This window comes from Azospirillum ramasamyi (genome assembly GCF_003233655.1).
Lineage (GTDB): Bacteria > Pseudomonadota > Alphaproteobacteria > Azospirillales > Azospirillaceae > Azospirillum > Azospirillum ramasamyi.
The window spans coordinates 698,826-714,752 of record NZ_CP029830.1; the positions used below are offsets into that span (position 1 = coordinate 698,826).

General features: G+C 68.6%; 17 protein-coding genes and 1 pseudogene. 14 read left to right on the plus strand and 4 right to left on the minus strand.

The annotated features are described in order from the left end of the window. The first annotated feature begins 199 nt into the window (after nt 1-199). Nucleotides 200-1,429, plus strand: a complete 1,230-nt coding sequence (locus DM194_RS15590) for a phenylacetate--CoA ligase family protein (RefSeq protein ID WP_111068462.1) — start codon at nt 200-202, stop codon at nt 1,427-1,429. Nucleotides 1,430-1,438: 9 nt separating this feature from the next. On the opposite strand, the gene DM194_RS15595 is transcribed toward DM194_RS15590, so the two are convergent. Continuing rightward, nucleotides 1,439-2,062, minus strand: a complete 624-nt coding sequence (locus DM194_RS15595; protein ID WP_111068463.1) for a glutathione S-transferase family protein — start codon at nt 2,060-2,062, stop codon at nt 1,439-1,441. 303 nt (nt 2,063-2,365) lie between these two features. On the opposite strand from DM194_RS15595, the gene DM194_RS15600 reads away from it, so the two are divergent. The 4 genes and pseudogenes from DM194_RS15600 (at nt 2,366) to DM194_RS28730 (ending at nt 4,548) form a co-directional block, all read left to right on the plus strand. Beyond that, the gene (locus DM194_RS15600) at nt 2,366-2,791 is read left to right on the plus strand and encodes a response regulator (RefSeq protein ID WP_246024349.1); all 426 of its coding nucleotides are present in this window, start codon (nt 2,366-2,368) and stop codon (nt 2,789-2,791) included. Between the two features lie 116 nt (nt 2,792-2,907). After that, nucleotides 2,908-3,066: pseudogene (locus DM194_RS15605) on the plus strand (NAD-dependent epimerase/dehydratase family protein); the annotation flags it as partial. A gap of 320 nt (nt 3,067-3,386) precedes the next feature. After that, entirely contained in the window at nt 3,387-3,728 is a 342-nt protein-coding gene (locus DM194_RS15610; protein WP_111068464.1) for a hypothetical protein, read from the plus strand. A gap of 79 nt (nt 3,729-3,807) precedes the next feature. Beyond that, nucleotides 3,808-4,548, plus strand: a complete 741-nt coding sequence (locus DM194_RS28730; RefSeq protein WP_246024350.1) for a hypothetical protein — start codon at nt 3,808-3,810, stop codon at nt 4,546-4,548. 19 nt (nt 4,549-4,567) lie between these two features. Here DM194_RS28730 and DM194_RS15620 read toward each other — a convergent pair whose 3' ends face one another. Both DM194_RS15620 and DM194_RS28460 read right to left on the minus strand, forming a co-directional pair. Continuing rightward, on the minus strand, nt 4,568-4,927 hold the full coding sequence (locus DM194_RS15620) for a carboxymuconolactone decarboxylase family protein (protein ID WP_111068465.1): 360 nt from the start codon (nt 4,925-4,927) through the stop codon (nt 4,568-4,570). A 28-nt stretch (nt 4,928-4,955) separates the two neighbouring features. Continuing rightward, nucleotides 4,956-5,096, minus strand: a complete 141-nt coding sequence (locus tag DM194_RS28460; RefSeq protein WP_176581438.1) for a hypothetical protein — start codon at nt 5,094-5,096, stop codon at nt 4,956-4,958. Nucleotides 5,097-5,398: 302 nt separating this feature from the next. Between DM194_RS28460 and paoA the strand changes: the two genes are divergently transcribed. The 3 genes from paoA to paoC are packed head-to-tail and all read left to right on the plus strand — an operon-like array spanning nt 5,399 to nt 9,207. After that, entirely contained in the window at nt 5,399-6,055 is a 657-nt protein-coding gene (gene paoA, locus DM194_RS15625; RefSeq protein ID WP_111068466.1) for an aldehyde dehydrogenase iron-sulfur subunit PaoA, read from the plus strand. Next, the gene (locus DM194_RS15630; protein WP_111068467.1) at nt 6,052-7,002 is read left to right on the plus strand and encodes an FAD binding domain-containing protein; all 951 of its coding nucleotides are present in this window, start codon (nt 6,052-6,054) and stop codon (nt 7,000-7,002) included. Before paoA ends, DM194_RS15630 begins: the two co-directional genes overlap by 4 nt. Nucleotides 7,003-7,005: 3 nt before the next feature. Beyond that, nucleotides 7,006-9,207: an aldehyde oxidoreductase molybdenum-binding subunit PaoC gene (paoC, locus tag DM194_RS15635; protein WP_111068468.1), complete on the plus strand. Its 2,202-nt coding sequence runs from the start codon at nt 7,006-7,008 to the stop codon at nt 9,205-9,207. A gap of 54 nt (nt 9,208-9,261) precedes the next feature. On the opposite strand, the gene DM194_RS15640 is transcribed toward paoC, so the two are convergent. Further along, complete coding sequence (locus DM194_RS15640; RefSeq protein WP_111068706.1) at nt 9,262-10,209, minus strand: LysR substrate-binding domain-containing protein; 948 nt, start codon at nt 10,207-10,209, stop codon at nt 9,262-9,264. 208 nt (nt 10,210-10,417) lie between these two features. Here DM194_RS15640 and DM194_RS15645 point away from each other — a divergent pair, with 208 nt between their 5' ends. From DM194_RS15645 to DM194_RS15670, 6 genes are all read left to right on the plus strand, one after another. Next, on the plus strand, nt 10,418-11,167 hold the full coding sequence (locus DM194_RS15645) for an SDR family NAD(P)-dependent oxidoreductase (protein ID WP_111068469.1): 750 nt from the start codon (nt 10,418-10,420) through the stop codon (nt 11,165-11,167). Nucleotides 11,168-11,174: 7 nt separating this feature from the next. Next, nucleotides 11,175-12,050, plus strand: coding sequence for a transketolase (locus DM194_RS15650; RefSeq protein ID WP_246024351.1), 876 nt, complete (start codon nt 11,175-11,177; stop codon nt 12,048-12,050). After that, nucleotides 12,005-13,051: a transketolase family protein gene (locus DM194_RS15655; RefSeq protein ID WP_111068470.1), complete on the plus strand. Its 1,047-nt coding sequence runs from the start codon at nt 12,005-12,007 to the stop codon at nt 13,049-13,051. Before DM194_RS15650 ends, DM194_RS15655 begins: the two co-directional genes overlap by 46 nt. 66 nt (nt 13,052-13,117) lie before the next feature. Further along, nucleotides 13,118-14,101 (plus strand): TRAP transporter substrate-binding protein, encoded by a 984-nt coding sequence (locus tag DM194_RS15660; RefSeq protein ID WP_111068471.1) that lies wholly within the window; start codon nt 13,118-13,120, stop codon nt 14,099-14,101. Continuing rightward, complete coding sequence (locus DM194_RS15665; RefSeq protein ID WP_111068472.1) at nt 14,101-14,661, plus strand: TRAP transporter small permease; 561 nt, start codon at nt 14,101-14,103, stop codon at nt 14,659-14,661. Before DM194_RS15660 ends, DM194_RS15665 begins: the two co-directional genes overlap by 1 nt. Continuing rightward, complete coding sequence (locus DM194_RS15670) at nt 14,658-15,917, plus strand: TRAP transporter large permease (RefSeq protein ID WP_111068473.1); 1,260 nt, start codon at nt 14,658-14,660, stop codon at nt 15,915-15,917. Before DM194_RS15665 ends, DM194_RS15670 begins: the two co-directional genes overlap by 4 nt. Nucleotides 15,918-15,927 lie beyond the last annotated feature (10 nt).

The window sequence follows — 15,927 nt, forward strand, 5'->3', positions numbered from 1 at the left end:
CTGCCGATGCCGCCACGGCTTTCGCCCCCATCCTGACCCTCCCCGCTCTCAGCGGACCTTCGGTCCGCCTGTCGCGTCAGCACAAAGCGCAGCTTTGTGCGAGAACTGGGCGGGGGCGGGGACTGCCGCCGCTTTCCCGCATCAGCACCTGCTCCCTCCCCCGCGTCACCTCGGCCGACCCCTGAACGGACGAACGACCATGACCGATTTCTACGACGACCTCGAAACCCGTTCCTCCGACCGGCGCGAGGCCGAGCAGTTCGCGGCGCTGCCCGCCCATCTGCACCATGCCAGGGACGCCGCCCCTTATTTCCGCCGGCTGCTGGCCGATATCGACCCGTCGGCGATCCACGACCGCGCCTCGCTCGCCACCCTGCCGGTGACGCGCAAGGCCGACCTGATCGCGCTGCAGCAGGCCGATCCGCCCTTCGGCGGTCTGGCGGCGGTGGAGATCGGGCGGCTGGCCCGCGTCTTCGCCTCGCCCGGCCCGATCCACGATCCCGAGCCCTACGGCGCCGATCCCTGGCGCAGCGCCCGCGCGCTGTTCGCCGCCGGCTTCCGCGCCGGCGACCTCGCCCACAACTGCTTCGCCTATCATCTGACTCCCGCCGGCTCGATGTTCGAGACGGGCGCGCACGCCATCGGCTGCGCCGTCATCCCCGCCGGCACCGGCAACACCGAGATGCAGGCGCAGGTCGTCGCCAGCCTCAAGCCGCGCGGCTATATCGGCACGCCCGATTTCCTGAAGATCGTCCTGGAGAAGGGCGACGCGCTGAGGCTCGACGTCTCCTCCATCTGCATCGCCGCCGTGTCGGGCGGTCCCTATCTGCCCGACGCCCGCGCCTTCTACGAGGCGCGCGGGCTGCAGGTCTTCCAGAGTTACGGCACCGCCGACCTCGGCATCGTCGCCTACGAGACCGCCGCAAGGGCGGGTCTGGTGGTGAACGAGGGATGCATCGTCGAGATCGTCCGCCCCGGCACCGGCGACCCGGTACCCGACGGCGAGGTGGGCGAGGTGGTGGTGACCATCTTCAACCCGGCCTATCCGCTGATCCGCTTCGCCACCGGCGACCTGTCGGCCGTCCTGCCCGGACCCAGCCCCTGCGGCCGGACCAACATGCGGCTGAAGGGCTGGATGGGCCGGGCCGACCAGACCACCAAGGTCAAGGGCATGTTCGTGCATCCCGGACAGGTCGCCGAGGTGCTGCGCCGCCATCCCCAGCTTTCCCGCGGCCGTCTCGTCGTCGGGCGCCAGGATGCCAGCGACACCATGACGCTGCGCTGCGAAGCGGAGGAGCCCGCTGACGAACTCGCCGCCGCCATCCGCGAAACGCTGGCCTCGGTCACCAAGCTGAAGGGGGCGGTGGAGTTCGTGCCGCCGGGCAGCCTGCCCAACGACGGCAAGGTGATCGACGACACGCGGAGCTAGAATCCTGCCTCAGCACTCCGCATCCGCCGACGGCATCAACTCGTACTGCGGCTTGTAGCCGGGCTGCGCGCGGATGCGGTCGGCCCAGGCCTGGACGTTGGGGTAGTCCGTCGCCTCGATGGCGGATTCGTTCAGCAGGTCGATCCAGGGAAAGGCGAAGATGTCGGCGATGGTCAGCCGTTCGCTCTGGATGAAGCTGTGGCCGGCCAGATGCTCGTCGAACAGCTTCATGCCGCTGGCGGCGGAGGCGTCGAGCCAGGGCAGGGCGTTGGTGTCGCCGTTGAACTTGCGCACGGCCCGCGCCCGCTGGACCGGCAGAAGCACGTCGGCCAGCCAGCTCAGCCATTCGGCGATGCGCAGCTTCTCGGCGTCGTCGCGGCCGCCGAACCGCCCGGTCTGTTCGGCCAGATAGGTCAGGATCACGCTGGATTCGGAAATCGAATGGTCGCCATGCACCAGCGTCGGCACCCGGCCGAAGCGGTTGATCGCCCGGTATTCCGGCGACTTCTGCTGCCCTGTGCGAAGATCGACATGCCGGTACTGGAACGGGATGCCGGCCAGCCGGAAGAACAGTGCCACGCGGGTCGCCGGCTGGGAATTCACGTTGCCGTAGAGGATGAAGGGCGCTGTCATGATGCTCTGTCTCCCTGATAAGCGGACCCGGATGGTTCCCCGGATGATCTTGCGGAAGATCGATCCCCGGCTTTGACGGGAGGATGGCCTCAACCGGACCGGTCGCGCCAGTGGAAAGCGCAGCCCAATATTCATGGCGCTGCTGCGGCAGGTTGCACGGCATAAGTGAAAGCGCCCTTCACCAAAGCCGGGGGCGGCTTGACCGGCGAAACCAAAAGCCGTAGACACGGAACTCTTTTGTTAAATCCCGCGCGGACATGCCGTGTGCGGTCCCGCGCGCCGGTCTGCGCCGCGGGGTCCGCCATGGGGGCGCGGAACCAAGGGCCGGATGACGAGATGGTGGTGGATACGGTCGATAGGACCCGGACGATCCTGGTGGTCGAAGACAATGTGCTGATGCGCAAGCTCTTCGTCCGGTGTCTGGAGGAAGCCGGCTTCGCCGTCGTCGAGGCGTCCGACGCGACCTCCGTCCTGTCTTTGATGCGCGAATCGGCCCCGGATCTCGTGGTGATGGACATCGTGATGCCCGGCCTGTCGGGGCTGGAGCTGATCAAGCAGATCCGCGCCGATGGCGACCTCGCCCCGACCCCGGTGCTGGCCGTGACCAACCTCGCCACCCCCGCCGACAAGCGCCGGCTGGCCGAAGCGGGCTTCGACGGCCATGTTTCCAAGCCGATCAAGCCCAAGGAATTCCAGGCCGCCGTCGCCGGTTTCCTGACCGCCGCCTGAGCGGATTCGGACAGGCGGCGCCCGATTTCAGCGATTTCCGCGAGCGGCATGAGATCCGCCATCCCAGTTCTTGCGTAAGAGCCCCACTCACACGCAAAAGCGGGGGAGCCGCAACGATGGCGCGTTATCTGGTCACCGGCGGCTGCGGTTTCATCGGCTCGCACCTGATCGAGCGGTTGCTCGCCGCCGGGCATGAGGTCCGGGTACTTGACGATCCGTCCACGGGCAAGCGCGAGAACCTGCCCCCGGCCGTGCCGGTGACGGTCGGCGACGTCGCCCTGACCGCGACCGGAAAGCCGGACGAGGCGCTGCTTCTGTACGCGAACGCCGACCGCGTGCGCCTCGATGTCGATTGGCAGCATGTGCGCGACGCCGACATGCAGCGCATCGCGCGGCTCCGCGGCGTGCAGGAACTTGGCCGCTCCACCAGCCTGACCTGGGGGCTGGAGCGGCGCGAAGTGGATGTCGATGCCGCCCAGCGCGCCGACGGCCGGCTGGAACCCTTCCATGGCGCACGCTCCCGGCTGGAGGCCGGGCTGGTCCATGACCGGCCGATGCCGCCGATCTGGCGCGCAGCGCCACGGTGGAAGGCTCCTTGCGCTACACCCTGAATGCCGCCGGGCCGCTCGCCGGCGTCGCCTATGAGCTGGACGCCGAGTATGTCGGCCATCGCGAGGAACGGCAGAACGCGGACGGACGGACCTATGTCCCGCTGCCGGCCGCGACGCGCGAGGTCCACGCGCTCCATATCAATGCCGAGGACCATGTTGCCGATTATGTCCGCTATGCCGCGCAGCTCGGCTACGCCTACGACCGGCGGGGCGCAGCGGGCCGCAGGGCGCGGTTTTCCTGGGTTGGGAGCCGGCGGACTGGCTGGAACCGGAGATCCGCGCCGCCCATGCCCGTTCCACCGCGCGCGGCACGGCCGGCGCGGTGAACAGCGCGGGTGTCACTCTGGTCCGGCGTTACTGACGGTGTGTCAACGTCTTCATGGTTGAAGGAAGGGAAACGGCGGAATGGGGATGCGTGACGCGATGGGACCGGCGGCTGTGGGGATGAAAGCCAAGGGAATACGGGCTTGCAGCGGGCTGCTGCTGGCCGGGCTGCTGCTGTCGGGGTGCAACGTCGGGCAGATCAACAGCCGCGACTTCGCCCAGCCGGGGACCGCGCCGCCGGCCGGCGCCACCGTCGCCGTTCTGCCGTTCGAGAACCCGACCAACCACCCCAACGCCGGCCAGATCGCCGCCGACCTCGTCTCCACCGAACTGTACGGCGTCGGCGGCGTCCGCATGGTGGAGGCCGCGCGCGTGCGCGGCCGCCTGCCGCCAATCCTCTTCCTGCCGCTGTCCGCCGGAGCGCAGGAGGTGCTGCCCACCGACCGCACCGATCCCGGCCATCTGCGCCCGCCCTTCCGCGCCTACGAGCCCCCGCCGCCGGGCTACCAGCCGCGCCCGCGCCGCACCGAAAGCCGCCGCGTCTACGCCCTGCCGCAAGGGCTGAACGGCCTCGCCACCTTCGACCGCACCCTGTCGCAGCTGTGCCGGCGCGGCGCCTTCCTGCAGGAGATCGACGGCCTCTATTGGGCGGCGACGCCGGATTTCCGCTATGGCGTCGCCTTTTCCGGCGGGGCCAATCTGGTCGATCCGCAGAACAGGCGCCAGCCCGGCAAGGTCTATTTCTTCCGAAACCAGGACAGCCGCTGCAGCGTCTGGGTCGGCGATCAGGCCAAGCTGATGCCGCATTATATCGGGGGCTGAAGGGCGGCGCCCGCTCCGGTCAGGCGGTGGACTTGGCCTTTTCCGTGAACTGGTCATAGGCCTCCAGCGCCTGGGCCGCATACATGACGGAGGGGCCGGCGCCCATGTAGACGGCCATGCCCATGGTCTCCATCACCTCCTCGCGGGTGGCGCCCTGTTTCACCGCGGCCTCGGCATGGAAGCCGACGCAGCCGTCGCAGCGGATGGCGACGGCGATGGCCAGGGCGATCAGTTCCTTGGTCTTGGTGTCGAGCGCGTCTGCCTTCAGCGCGGCCTGGGCGATGCCGGAAAAGGCCCTCATCACCTCCGGCGCGCCGCCGCGCAGTTCGCGGATGGCGCCGGACAGCTCGCCGGTCATATCCGGCCAGTCCTTGTGCATGATCGTTGTCCTTTGACGAGAGCGGAAATCAGGTGAAGGCGGCCTGCGGCATGTTCGCGCCGACGAAGGCGGGTGGCCGCAGCCACGCCATGCTGTGAGGATGCGACAGCACGAGGCCTGCCAGGATGACGATTCCGGCGAAGGCCATGACGATGCGGTCGATGTTCATGTGTCCACTCCCAGGAGGGCCCGGCCTCATGGGGCCGTACATGACACCGGCCTTGCCGCGGCCCGGCTCGTTGCCAGACTCGTTGATTGCACCGCCGGGCACGAAAAATCCGCAACCCGGCGTAACCCCGGCGGGCCGGCGTTGTTTCATGATCTGAACTTATAGGCTCTATCGCGAATTGGGGGCTGATCGTCCGGCCGGCGCGATCCAGCTTGTGTGGATGCGCGTTGGCGGAAGCGAAGCGGGGCGGACCTTTTTCGCGGCCGACGGGCATGGCTTTGACGACAGGAGGGAAGCACGCGATGCACCAGCCCGGCGACCTGGACGTAACACGGCGCGGAGTCCTGATGGGAACCGCGGCGACCATCGCGCTGACGGCGGGAAGCTTCCCGGTGCCGGCCGAAGCGGCCATCGGCGACGCCGCCCCGCAACAGACGCCGGCACCCGTCACCTCGACCGTGTCCTTCACGGTGAACGGCCGCAGCCATGACCTGACGCTGGACACCCGCACCACCCTGCTCGACGCGCTGCGCGAAAATCTGCAGGTGACCGGCCCGAAGAAGGGCTGCGACCACGGGCAATGCGGCGCCTGCACCGTTCTGCTCGACGGGAGGCGGATCAACTCCTGCCTGTCGCTGGCGGTGATGCACCAGGGCGACAGCATCACGACCATCGAAGGGCTGGGCCTGCCCGACCGGATGCATCCGATGCAGGCCGCCTTCGTGAAGCATGACGGCTATCAGTGCGGCTATTGCACGCCCGGCCAGATCTGTTCGGCCGTCGCCGTGCTGAAGGAGATCGAGGCCGGCATCCCCAGCCATGTCAGCGCCGACCTGATGGCGGCGCCGAGGCTGACCGCCGACGAGCTGCGCGAGCGGATGAGCGGCAACATCTGCCGTTGCGGCGCCTATTCCAACATCGTGGACGCGATCACCGAGGTCGCCGGGAGGGAGGCATGAGGCCCTTCAGCTACGAACGCGCCGGCAGCCCGGCCGAAGCCGCCGCCGCCGCCGCCCGCACCCCCGGCGCCAAGTTCATCGCCGGCGGCACCAACCTGCTCGACCTGATGAAGCTGGAGATCGAGACGCCGGTCCATCTGATCGACGTCAACGGCCTGTCGCTGGACAAGGTGGAGCCGACCCCGGACGGGGGGCTGCGCGTCGGCGCGCTGGTGCGCAACACCGACCTCGCCGCCGACGAACGGGTGCGGCGCGATTACGGGGTTCTGTCGCGGGCGCTGCTCGCCGGGGCTTCGGGCCAGCTGCGCAACAAGGCGACCACCGCGGGCAACCTGCTTCAGCGCACCCGCTGCCCCTATTTCTACGACACCGCCCAGCCCTGCAACAAACGGCGGCCCGGCAGCGGATGCGCCGCCATCGGCGGTTACAGCCGCCAGCTTGCGGTGATCGGCGGCAGCGAAGCCTGCATCGCCACCCACCCCAGCGACATGGCGGTGGCGATGCGCGTGCTGGACGCCGCCGTGGAGACGGTGCGGCCGGACGGCGCCGCCCGCAGCATCCCGATCGCCGAGTTCCACCGCCTGCCCGGCGACACCCCGCACATCGAAACCGTGCTGGAGCCGGGCGAGCTGATCACCGCGGTGACCCTGCCGCGCCCGGTCGGCGGCACGCACATCTATCGCAAGGTGCGCGACCGCGCCTCCTACGCCTTCGCGCTGGTGGCCGTCGCGGCGGTGGTTCAGCCGGACGGCAACGGGCGGGTGGCGCTGGGCGGCGTCGCGCACAAGCCGTGGCGCGTCGAGGCGGCGGAGGCCGAAATGCCCAAGGGGGCCAAGGCCGTCACGGCGCAACTGCTGGACGGCGCCAAGCCGACGCCGGAGAACGCCTTCAAGCTGCCGCTGGTCGAGCGAACGCTCGGCTCCGTCCTGGCCGAAGCGAAAGGCTGAGCCATGAAGTTCGACACCCCCGCCGCCACCAACCCGATCGACCAGCTGAAGGTCGTCGGCAAGCCGACCAGCCGCATCGACGGGCCGCTGAAGACCACCGGAACGGCGCCCTACGCCTATGAACGCCACGACGTGGTGCCGAACCAGGCCTATGGCTATGCCGTCGGCGCCGGCATCGCCAAGGGCCGCATCGCGTCCCTGTCGGTGGACGAGGCGAAGGCCGCGCCGGGCGTGCTCGCCGTCGTCACCCATGAGACCGCGGGCAAGCTCGGCAAGGGCAAGCGCAACGTCGCTCCGCTTCTGGCCGGGCCGGAGATCGACCATTACCATCAGGCCGTGGCCCTGGTCGTCGCCGAGAGCTTCGAGCAGGCGCGCGCCGCGGCGAACCTCGTCCGCGTCGAGTACCGGAAGGCCGACGGCGCCTTCGATCTCGCCCGCGCCAGGGACGCCATGGGCGATGGGGAGGAGCACAGGAAGGAGGACTCCGTCGTCGGCGACTTCGCCGCCGCCTTCGCCGCCGCGCCGGTCAAGCTGGACGAAACCTACAGCACGCCCGACCAGACCCACGCGATGATGGAGCCGCATGCCAGCATCGCCGCCTGGCAGGGCGACCGGCTGACGGTGTGGACCTCCAACCAGATGATCGACTGGGCGGCGACCGATCTGGCCGCGACGCTGGAGATGCCGAAGGAGAAGGTCCGCGTGATCTCCCCCTTCGTCGGCGGCGGCTTCGGCGGCAAGCTGTTCCTGCGTGCCGACACGCTGCTGGCGGCCCTGGGGGCGCAGGCGGCCGGGCGGCCGGTCAAGGTGGCGCTGCCGCGGCCGATGATGGCGAACAACACCACCCACCGGCCGGCGACGATCCAGCGGGTGCGCATCGGCGCCACCCCCGACGGCAGGATCACCGCCATCGCCCATGAAAGCTGGTCCGGCAACCTGCCCGACGGCAAGCCGGAGACGGCGACCGACCAGACGCGCCTGCTCTATGCCGGGGCGAACCGGCTGAGCGGGACGCGGCTCGCCCATCTCGACCTGCCGGAAGGCAACGCCATGCGGGCGCCGGGCGAGGCGCCGGGCCTGATGGTGCTGGAGATCGCCATGGACGAGATGGCGGAGCGGCTGAAGATCGATCCCGTCGAGTTCCGCATCCTCAACGACACCCAGGTCGACCCGGAAAAGCCGGAGCGGCCCTTTTCCCAGCGCCAGCTGGTGCAATGCCTGCGCACCGGCGCCGAGCGCTTCGGCTGGAGCAAGCGCAGCGTCGAGCCGGGGCGGGTGCGCGACGGGCGCTGGCTGGTCGGCGTCGGCATGGCCGCGGCCTTCCGCAACAACCTGCTGACCAAATCGGCGGCGCGGGTGCGGCTGGACAAGCGGGGCGTGGTGACGGTCGAAACCGACATGACCGACATCGGCACCGGCAGCTACACCATCATCGCCCAGACCGCGGCGGAGATGATGGGCGTCGGGCTGGACAAGGTCGTGGTGCGGCTCGGAGATTCCGGCTTTCCGGCATCGGCCGGGTCGGGCGGGCAGTGGGGCGCCAACAACTCCACCGCCGGCGTCTATGCCGCCTGCGTGAAGCTGCGCGAGGCGGTGGCGCAGAAGCTGGGCTTCAATTCGGCGGACGCGCAGTTCGCGGATGGGCAGGTGCTGTCGGGCAACCGCAGCGCGCCGCTGGCCCAGGCGGCCGGCGGCGGCGAACTGGCGGCGGAGGACGCCATCGAATATGGCGACCTCGACAAGAAGGCCCAGCAATCGACCTTCGGCGCGCATTTCGTCGAGGTCGGCGTCGATGCCGCGACGGCGGAAATCCGCGTGCGGCGGATGCTGGCCGTCTGCGCGGCGGGCCGCATCCTGAACCCGCTGTCGGCGCGCAGCCAGGTGATCGGCGCGATGACCATGGGGGTGGGGGCGGCGCTGATGGAGGAGCTGGCGGTGGACACCCGCGGCGGCTTCTTCGTCAACCACGACCTCGCAGCCTACGAGGTGCCGGTCCATGCCGACATCCCGCACCAGGAGGTGATCTTCCTGGACGAGACCGACCCGATGTCGTCGCCGATGAAGGCGAAGGGGGTCGGCGAGCTGGGGCTGTGCGGCGTCGGCGCCGCCATCGCCAACGCCGTCTACAACGCCACGGGCGTGCGCGTGCGCGACTATCCCATCACGTTGGACAAGCTGATCGACCGCATGCCCCCTATGGGGTGACGGCCCCCCGCCCCTCGCGGCGGGAGGTTCGGCGGCCCGGCCCGCCCTCCGGGGTCAGTCCCCGGCGGCGGGCGTTCCGAGCGAGTCGAGATACTGCTCCTCCCACTGGCGGCCGGCGTCCAGTTCGCCGAACAGCCATTGGCGGAACAGCCTGATCTTCGGCAGGTCGGCGGTCGATTTCAGCGTGACGAAGCCATGCCCCTGCGCCCGCAGGCCGCGGGTGGGGAAGGGGACGACCAGCTGGCCGGACTGAAGCTCCTGCCGGGCGAGAAGCAGGCTGTCCAGGCACACCCCCATGCCGTTCACCGCCGCGTTGATCGCCATGAAGGAGCGGTCGAAGCGCAGGCCGCGGTCCATGTCCAGCTGCACGCCGCGATGTTTGCGCGCCCAGTCGCGCCAGCCCACGATGTTGATCTCCGAATGGATCAGGATGTGGCGGCTGAGATCCTTCGGCTCGCGGATCGGGATCAGCCCGTTCGCCAGTGCCGGCGAGCACATCGGTACGATGACGTCCTCCGGGAACTGCTCCAGCATGCAGCCGGCCGGCGGCGGGCCGGGGTTGTAGCGAATGTCCACGTCCACCGCGCCCGCCGTGAGGTCGATGGGCGAGACCGAGGCCCGCAGCCGGATGTCGATGGCGGGATGCAGGGCCTTCACCCGGTTCAGCCGCGGCATCAGCCATTGCGTGGCGAAGCTGGGCATCGAGCGGACGGTGAGGATCTCGGTGCCGCTGTTGGATGTGGTGACGTTGCGGATGGCGGTCTCCATCCGGGCGAAGGCGCCGATGATCTCGGTGGCGAAACTGCGCCCGGCATCGGTCAACGCAACCGAACGGTGCACCCGATGAAACAGCGGCAAGCCAAGCTGTTCCTCCAGGATTTTCACCTGGTGGCTGATCGCCGACGGCGTCAGCCCGAGATCCTCCGCCGCAGTCGCGAAGGAACCCAGCCGCGCGGCAGCCTCGAACGCTTGCAAAGCCTTGATTGAAACCCGTTTCCGCATCGCGCCATTCAGATGAATTTGTTTCATCGATGAGCAATCTTATTCGTTTGTCGAATTCATCTCAAGCCCATAGGATCACTTCAATCATCGGCTGGACGAATCATCTGCCGGCCGCAGCGAAATCACCACAACCGAGCGAAACCTGCGCTCCGTCGCGGCATCCACAGGGCCGCCACGGCGGAGCCTGCTTCGATAAAAGGGAGCGAGCATGCTGCTGTCCAACAAGGTCTGCGTGATCACCGGCGCGGCGTCGCGCCGCGGCATCGGCCGGGCGACCGCGAGGCTTTTCGCGCTGCATGGCGGGCGCGCGATCATCCTGGACCTCGACGGCGCGCAGGCGGCCGAAGCCGCCGCCGAACTGGGCGAGGCGCATCGCGGCTTCGCCTGCGACGTGACCGACCGGGACGCCTGCTTCGCCGCCGCCAACCGCGTGGTGGAGGAGTTCGGCCGCATCGACGTGCTGGTCAACAACGCCGGCATCACCCAGCCGCTGAAGTTCATGGACATCGGCCCGAAGAACTACGAGGCGGTGACCGACGTCAGCCTGCGCGGCACGCTGTACATGAGCCAGGCGGTCGTTCCCCACATGCGCGAGCGCAAGTCCGGCTCCATCGTCTGCATTTCGTCCGTCTCGGCGCAGCGCGGCGGCGGCATCTTCGGCGGCCCGCACTACAGCGCGGCCAAGGCCGGCGTGCTGGGTCTCGCCAAGGCGATGGCGCGCGAACTGGGGTCGGACAATGTCCGCGTCAATTCGGTGACGCCCGGCCTGATCCAGACCGACATCACCGGCGGCAAGCTGACCGACGAGCTGCGGGCGGAAATCCTGAAGGGCATCCCGCTGAACCGCCTGGGCGACGCCGAGGATGTGGCCCGCTCCTGCCTGTTCCTGGCCTCGGAGCTGTCCTCCTACATCACCGGCGCCACGCTCGACGTCAACGGCGGCATGCTGATCCACTGATCCCGAAATGCTGGAGACACCCCCCGTGGACATCGCACTCGACACCACCCCGCTGGGGCACAATGTGCCGCTGGCCGAACGCGCCTACCGCATCCGCCGCAACGCCCTGCTGATGGGCGAGGTGCAGGGGCAGGGCTATATCGGCCAGGCCCTCGACATCGCCGACGTTCTGGCGGTCTCCTACTTCCACGCCATGACCTACCGGGCGGAAGACCCGCACTGGGAGGGGCGCGACCGCTTCCTGCTGTCCAACGGCCATTACGCCATCGCGCTCTACGCGGCATTGATCGAGGCCGGCATCATCCCGGCGGAGGAGCTGGAGACCTACGGCAGCGACGACAGCCGCCTGCCGATGTCGGGCATGGCCAGCTACACGCCGGGCATGGAGATGTCGGGCGGCTCGCTCGGCCTCGGCCTCGGCATCGCGGTCGGCATCGGGCTGGGCCTGAAGCGCAAGAACTCCGCCAGCCGCGTCTACACCCTGTTCTCCGACGGCGAACTGGACGAGGGGTCGGTGTGGGAGGCCATCATGTCGGCCGCCCATTACAAGCTCGACAACCTGATCGCCATCGTCGACGTCAACAACCAGCAGGCCGACGGCCCGTCCACCCAGGTGATGGCCTTCGAGCCGCTGGTGGACAAGCTGGAAGCCTTCGGCTGGTTCGTCCAGCGGGTGGACGGCAACGACATGGACGCCGTGGTGGCCGCCTTCGACGCCGCCAAGTCGCACCCCGAGGCCAAGCCGCGGATGATCGTCTGCGACACCAAGATGGGCAAGGGCGTGCCCTTCCTCGAAGCCCGCGAAAAGAACCACTTCATCCGCGTCGACGCGCACGAATGGCAGCTGGCGCTGGACGCGCTCGACGCCGGGAGGACCGCATGAGCACCGCTGCAAACACCACCGCAAAGCCGCGCCTGAAGACCTCCGCCATGATCGCCTCGATCGCGGCGGAAGGGCAGCGGACCAAGCCGGCCCCCTTCGGCCATGCGCTGGTCGAGCTGGCGAAGCAGCGGCCGGAGATCGTCGGCATGACCGCCGATCTCGCCAAATACACCGACCTGCACATCTTCGCCCAGGCCTATCCCGACCGCTTCTATCAGATGGGCATGGCCGAACAGCTGCTGATGGGTGCGGCGTCGGGCATGGCGCATGAGGGCATGATGCCCTTCGTCACCACCTACGCCGTCTTCGCCTCGCGCCGGGCCTACGATTTCGTCCACCAGACGATCGCGGAGGAGAACCGCAACGTCAAGATCGCCTGCGCCCTGCCGGGCCTGACGTCCGGCTACGGCCCCAGCCATCAGGCGGCGGAGGATCTGGCGCTGATGCGCGCCATGCCGAACATGGTGGTGATCGACCCCTGCGACGCCCACGAGATCGAGCAGGCGGTGCCGGCCATGGCCGCGCATAACGGTCCGGTCTACATGCGGCTGCTGCGCGGCAACGTTCCGCTGGTGCTGGACGAGTACGACTACAAGTTCGAACTCGGCAAGGCCAAGCTGCTGCGCGACGGCGCCGAGGTTCTGGTGATCTCCTCCGGCATCATGACGATGCGGGCGCTGGAGGTGGCGCAGCGGCTGGAGGCCGACAAGGTCGGCGTCGCGGTGCTGCACGTCCCCACCATCAAGCCGCTCGATACCGAGACCATCCTGCGCGAAGCGGCGCGGACCGGCCGCATGGTGGTGGTGGCGGAAAACCACACCGTCATCGGCGGGCTGGGCGAGGCGGTGGCCGGCACCCTGCTGCGCGCCGGCGTGGCCCCGGTCTTCCGTCAGATCGGTCTGCCCGACGAATTCCTGAAGGCCGGCGCCCTGCCGACCCTGCACGACCTCTATGGCATTTCCACCGACGCCATGGTGGCCAGCATCAAGGGCTGGCTCTAAGACGAACGTTCATCCGACCTGATCACGCCTGATCAACCAACAAACGTCCATAGGGAGAGGAATCCGATGAAGAAGCTGCTCTTGTCGCTGATGGTGGGAACCGCCCTGGTCGCATCGCCCGCCGCCTGGGCCCAGCAGGTCCTGCGTCTGGCCCACAACGCGGCTCCCGGCAACCCGAAGGCGGAAGCCTCGCTGAAGTTCGCGGAACTCGTCGCCCAGAAGACGGACGGACGGGTGAAGGTCGAGGTCGGCGGCAGCGCCCAGTACGGCGACGACGTGGAGGCGCTGACCAGCATGCGCCTGGGCACGCTGGCCTTCAGCGCCAATTCGCAGGGCACCACCTCCGGCGTCGTGCCGGAATATGCCGTGCTGGGCCTGCCTTTCCTGTTCCAGTCGCTGCCGCAGGCCTGGAAGGTGCTGGACGGCCCGGTGGCGAAGAAGCTGGACGATGCGTCGAAGACCAAGGGTCTGGTGCTGCTGGCGATGTGGGACAACGGCATCCGCCACACCTCCAACAATGTCCACCCGATCGCCAAGCCGGAGGATCTGGCGGGCGTGAAGATCCGCACCCCGCCGGATCCGATGACCGTGGACATCTTCAAGGCGCTGGGCGCCAACCCGACGCCGCTGGCCTTCTCCGAACTCTACATCGCGCTCCAGCAGGGCGTGGTCGACGGGCAGGAGAACCCGCTGATGAACATCCACTCCTCCAAGCTCTTCGAGGTGCAGAAATACATCTCGCTGACCGGCCACAAGTATGAGGCGACGCCGCTGCTGGCCAGCAAGATGGTGTTCGACACCCTGTCGAAGGCCGACCAGAAGGCGGTGCTGGAGGCGGCGGCGGAGGCCGGCAAGCTGAACCGCGAGATGTCCGCCAAGGCCGACCAGGAGCTGCGGTCGAAGATGGAGGACGCGGGCGTCAAGTTCAACACGGTCGATCCGGCGCCCTTCGTCGCCAAGACCAAGCCGGTCTACGACAAGTGGGAGAAGCAGTTCCCCGAGCTGGTGGCGCTGGTCCGCAAGGAGGCTGCGGCCGGGGCTGCGCCGTGATGGCGGTGTCCCACGACCGGGAGCATGGGGTGGCGGGATTTCCCGCCACCCTTCTCCAGGCGGCCGACGCCGCGATCTTCGTCGCTGCCGCCGCCGTGTCGATCCTGTCGCTGGTCGTGCTGTTCCTGTCGCTGGGGGGCGAGGTCGTGGTCCGCTACCTGACCACCCAGGGAATGGGCTGGCCGTCCGAGATGCCGAACCTGCTGTTCCCCTGGCTGGTGATGGGCGGCGTGGTCGTGGCGGCGCAGAAGGGCGCGCATATCTCGGTCACGCTGCTGCTCGACATGCTTCCGCGCAGGGCGTCGCGGGCGCTGCTGCTGGCGATGCAGCTCCTGGTCGCGGCGACTTTCTTCTATCTCGCCTATATCGGCCTCGCCGTCATCGAGATCACCGGCAGCGAGGTCTACCCGGTGACGGGCGTCAGCGCCCGCTGGGCCTATCTGGCGCTGATCGCCGGCTTCGTCGGGGTGGGGCTGACCGCCGTCACCACCTTCCTGCGCCTGCTGATCACCGAGGATCCGCGGTCCGTCCGCGCCCATGTGTCGGAGGAAGAGCTATGACCGTCGTGATGGTCGCCGTCTTCGCCGTTCTTCTGCTTCTCTCATTCCCCGTCGGCTATGCGCTGGTCATCAGTTCGGGGGCCGCCGTGATGACGATGGGCTCCGTCCCTTCCGTCATCGCGGTCATCAAGCTGTTCCAGCCGACCCAGAGCTTCCCGCTGCTGGCGATCCCGTTCTTCATCCTGTCCGGCGCGCTGATGATGAGCGGCACGCTGGGCCAGAAGCTGGTTCGCTTCGCCGCGGCGCTGGTCGGGCGCTTCCACGGCGGGCTGGCGCAGGTCACCGTCGTCGGCTCCACCATCTTCGGCGGCGTGTCCGGCTCCGCCGTGGCCGAGGCGTCGGCGCTCGGCTCCATGCTGATCCCCTGGCAGAAGCGCGAGGGCTATCCTGCGGCGTTCGGCGCCGCGGCGACCGCCTCGTCGTCGGTGATCGCCGGGCTGATCCCGCCGTCGATCCCGCTGATCCTCTATGCCGCGGTGTCGAACGCCTCCATCGCCTCGCTGTTCCTCGCCGGCATCCTGCCGGGCCTGATGCTGGCCGGCGGCATGATGGTCGTCTGCTATGTCAGCGGCCGCATGCGCAATTTCCCCCTGCTGAAGAGCGAGGGCGGTCTGCGGGCGCTGGGGATGGCAACCGTCACGGCGCTGCCGGCGCTGCTGATGCCGGCCTTCATCCTGGTGCTGCTGCGCTTCGGCATCGCCACCCCGACCGAGGTCAGCGTCATCGCCGTCGCCTACGCCCTGCTGGTCAGCGTGCTGATCTACCGCGACCTGACGGTGAAGCGCATCTATGCCGCGCTGCTGGCCACGGTGGTGACCACGGGCGTGGTCATGCTGGTCATCGCCGCCTCGAACCTCGTCGGCTATGTGCTGATCACCGAAGCGATCCCGAACGCGGTCGCCTCTTACGCCGAAAGCGTGCTGAAGGAGCCGTGGCTGATCATCCTGGCGATGAACCTGATCATGCTGGTGGTGGGCATGTTCCTCGACCTGCCGGCGGCGATCCTGCTGCTGGGCCCCACCTTCGTCGCCGTCGGCGGCGCCATCGGCATGGACCCGATCCAGCTCGGCATCATGATGGCCGTCAATCTCAGCATCGGCCTGTTCACCCCGCCCATCGGCACCACCCTGTTCATCTCCGCCGCCATTTCCCGCGAGCCCATCGGCGCCATCGTGCGCGAGCTGTGGCCCTTCTATCTGGTGGCGCTGACGGTGCTGGGGCTGGTGTCCTACGTGCCGGCGACGATCCTGTACTGATCCGGCAGCA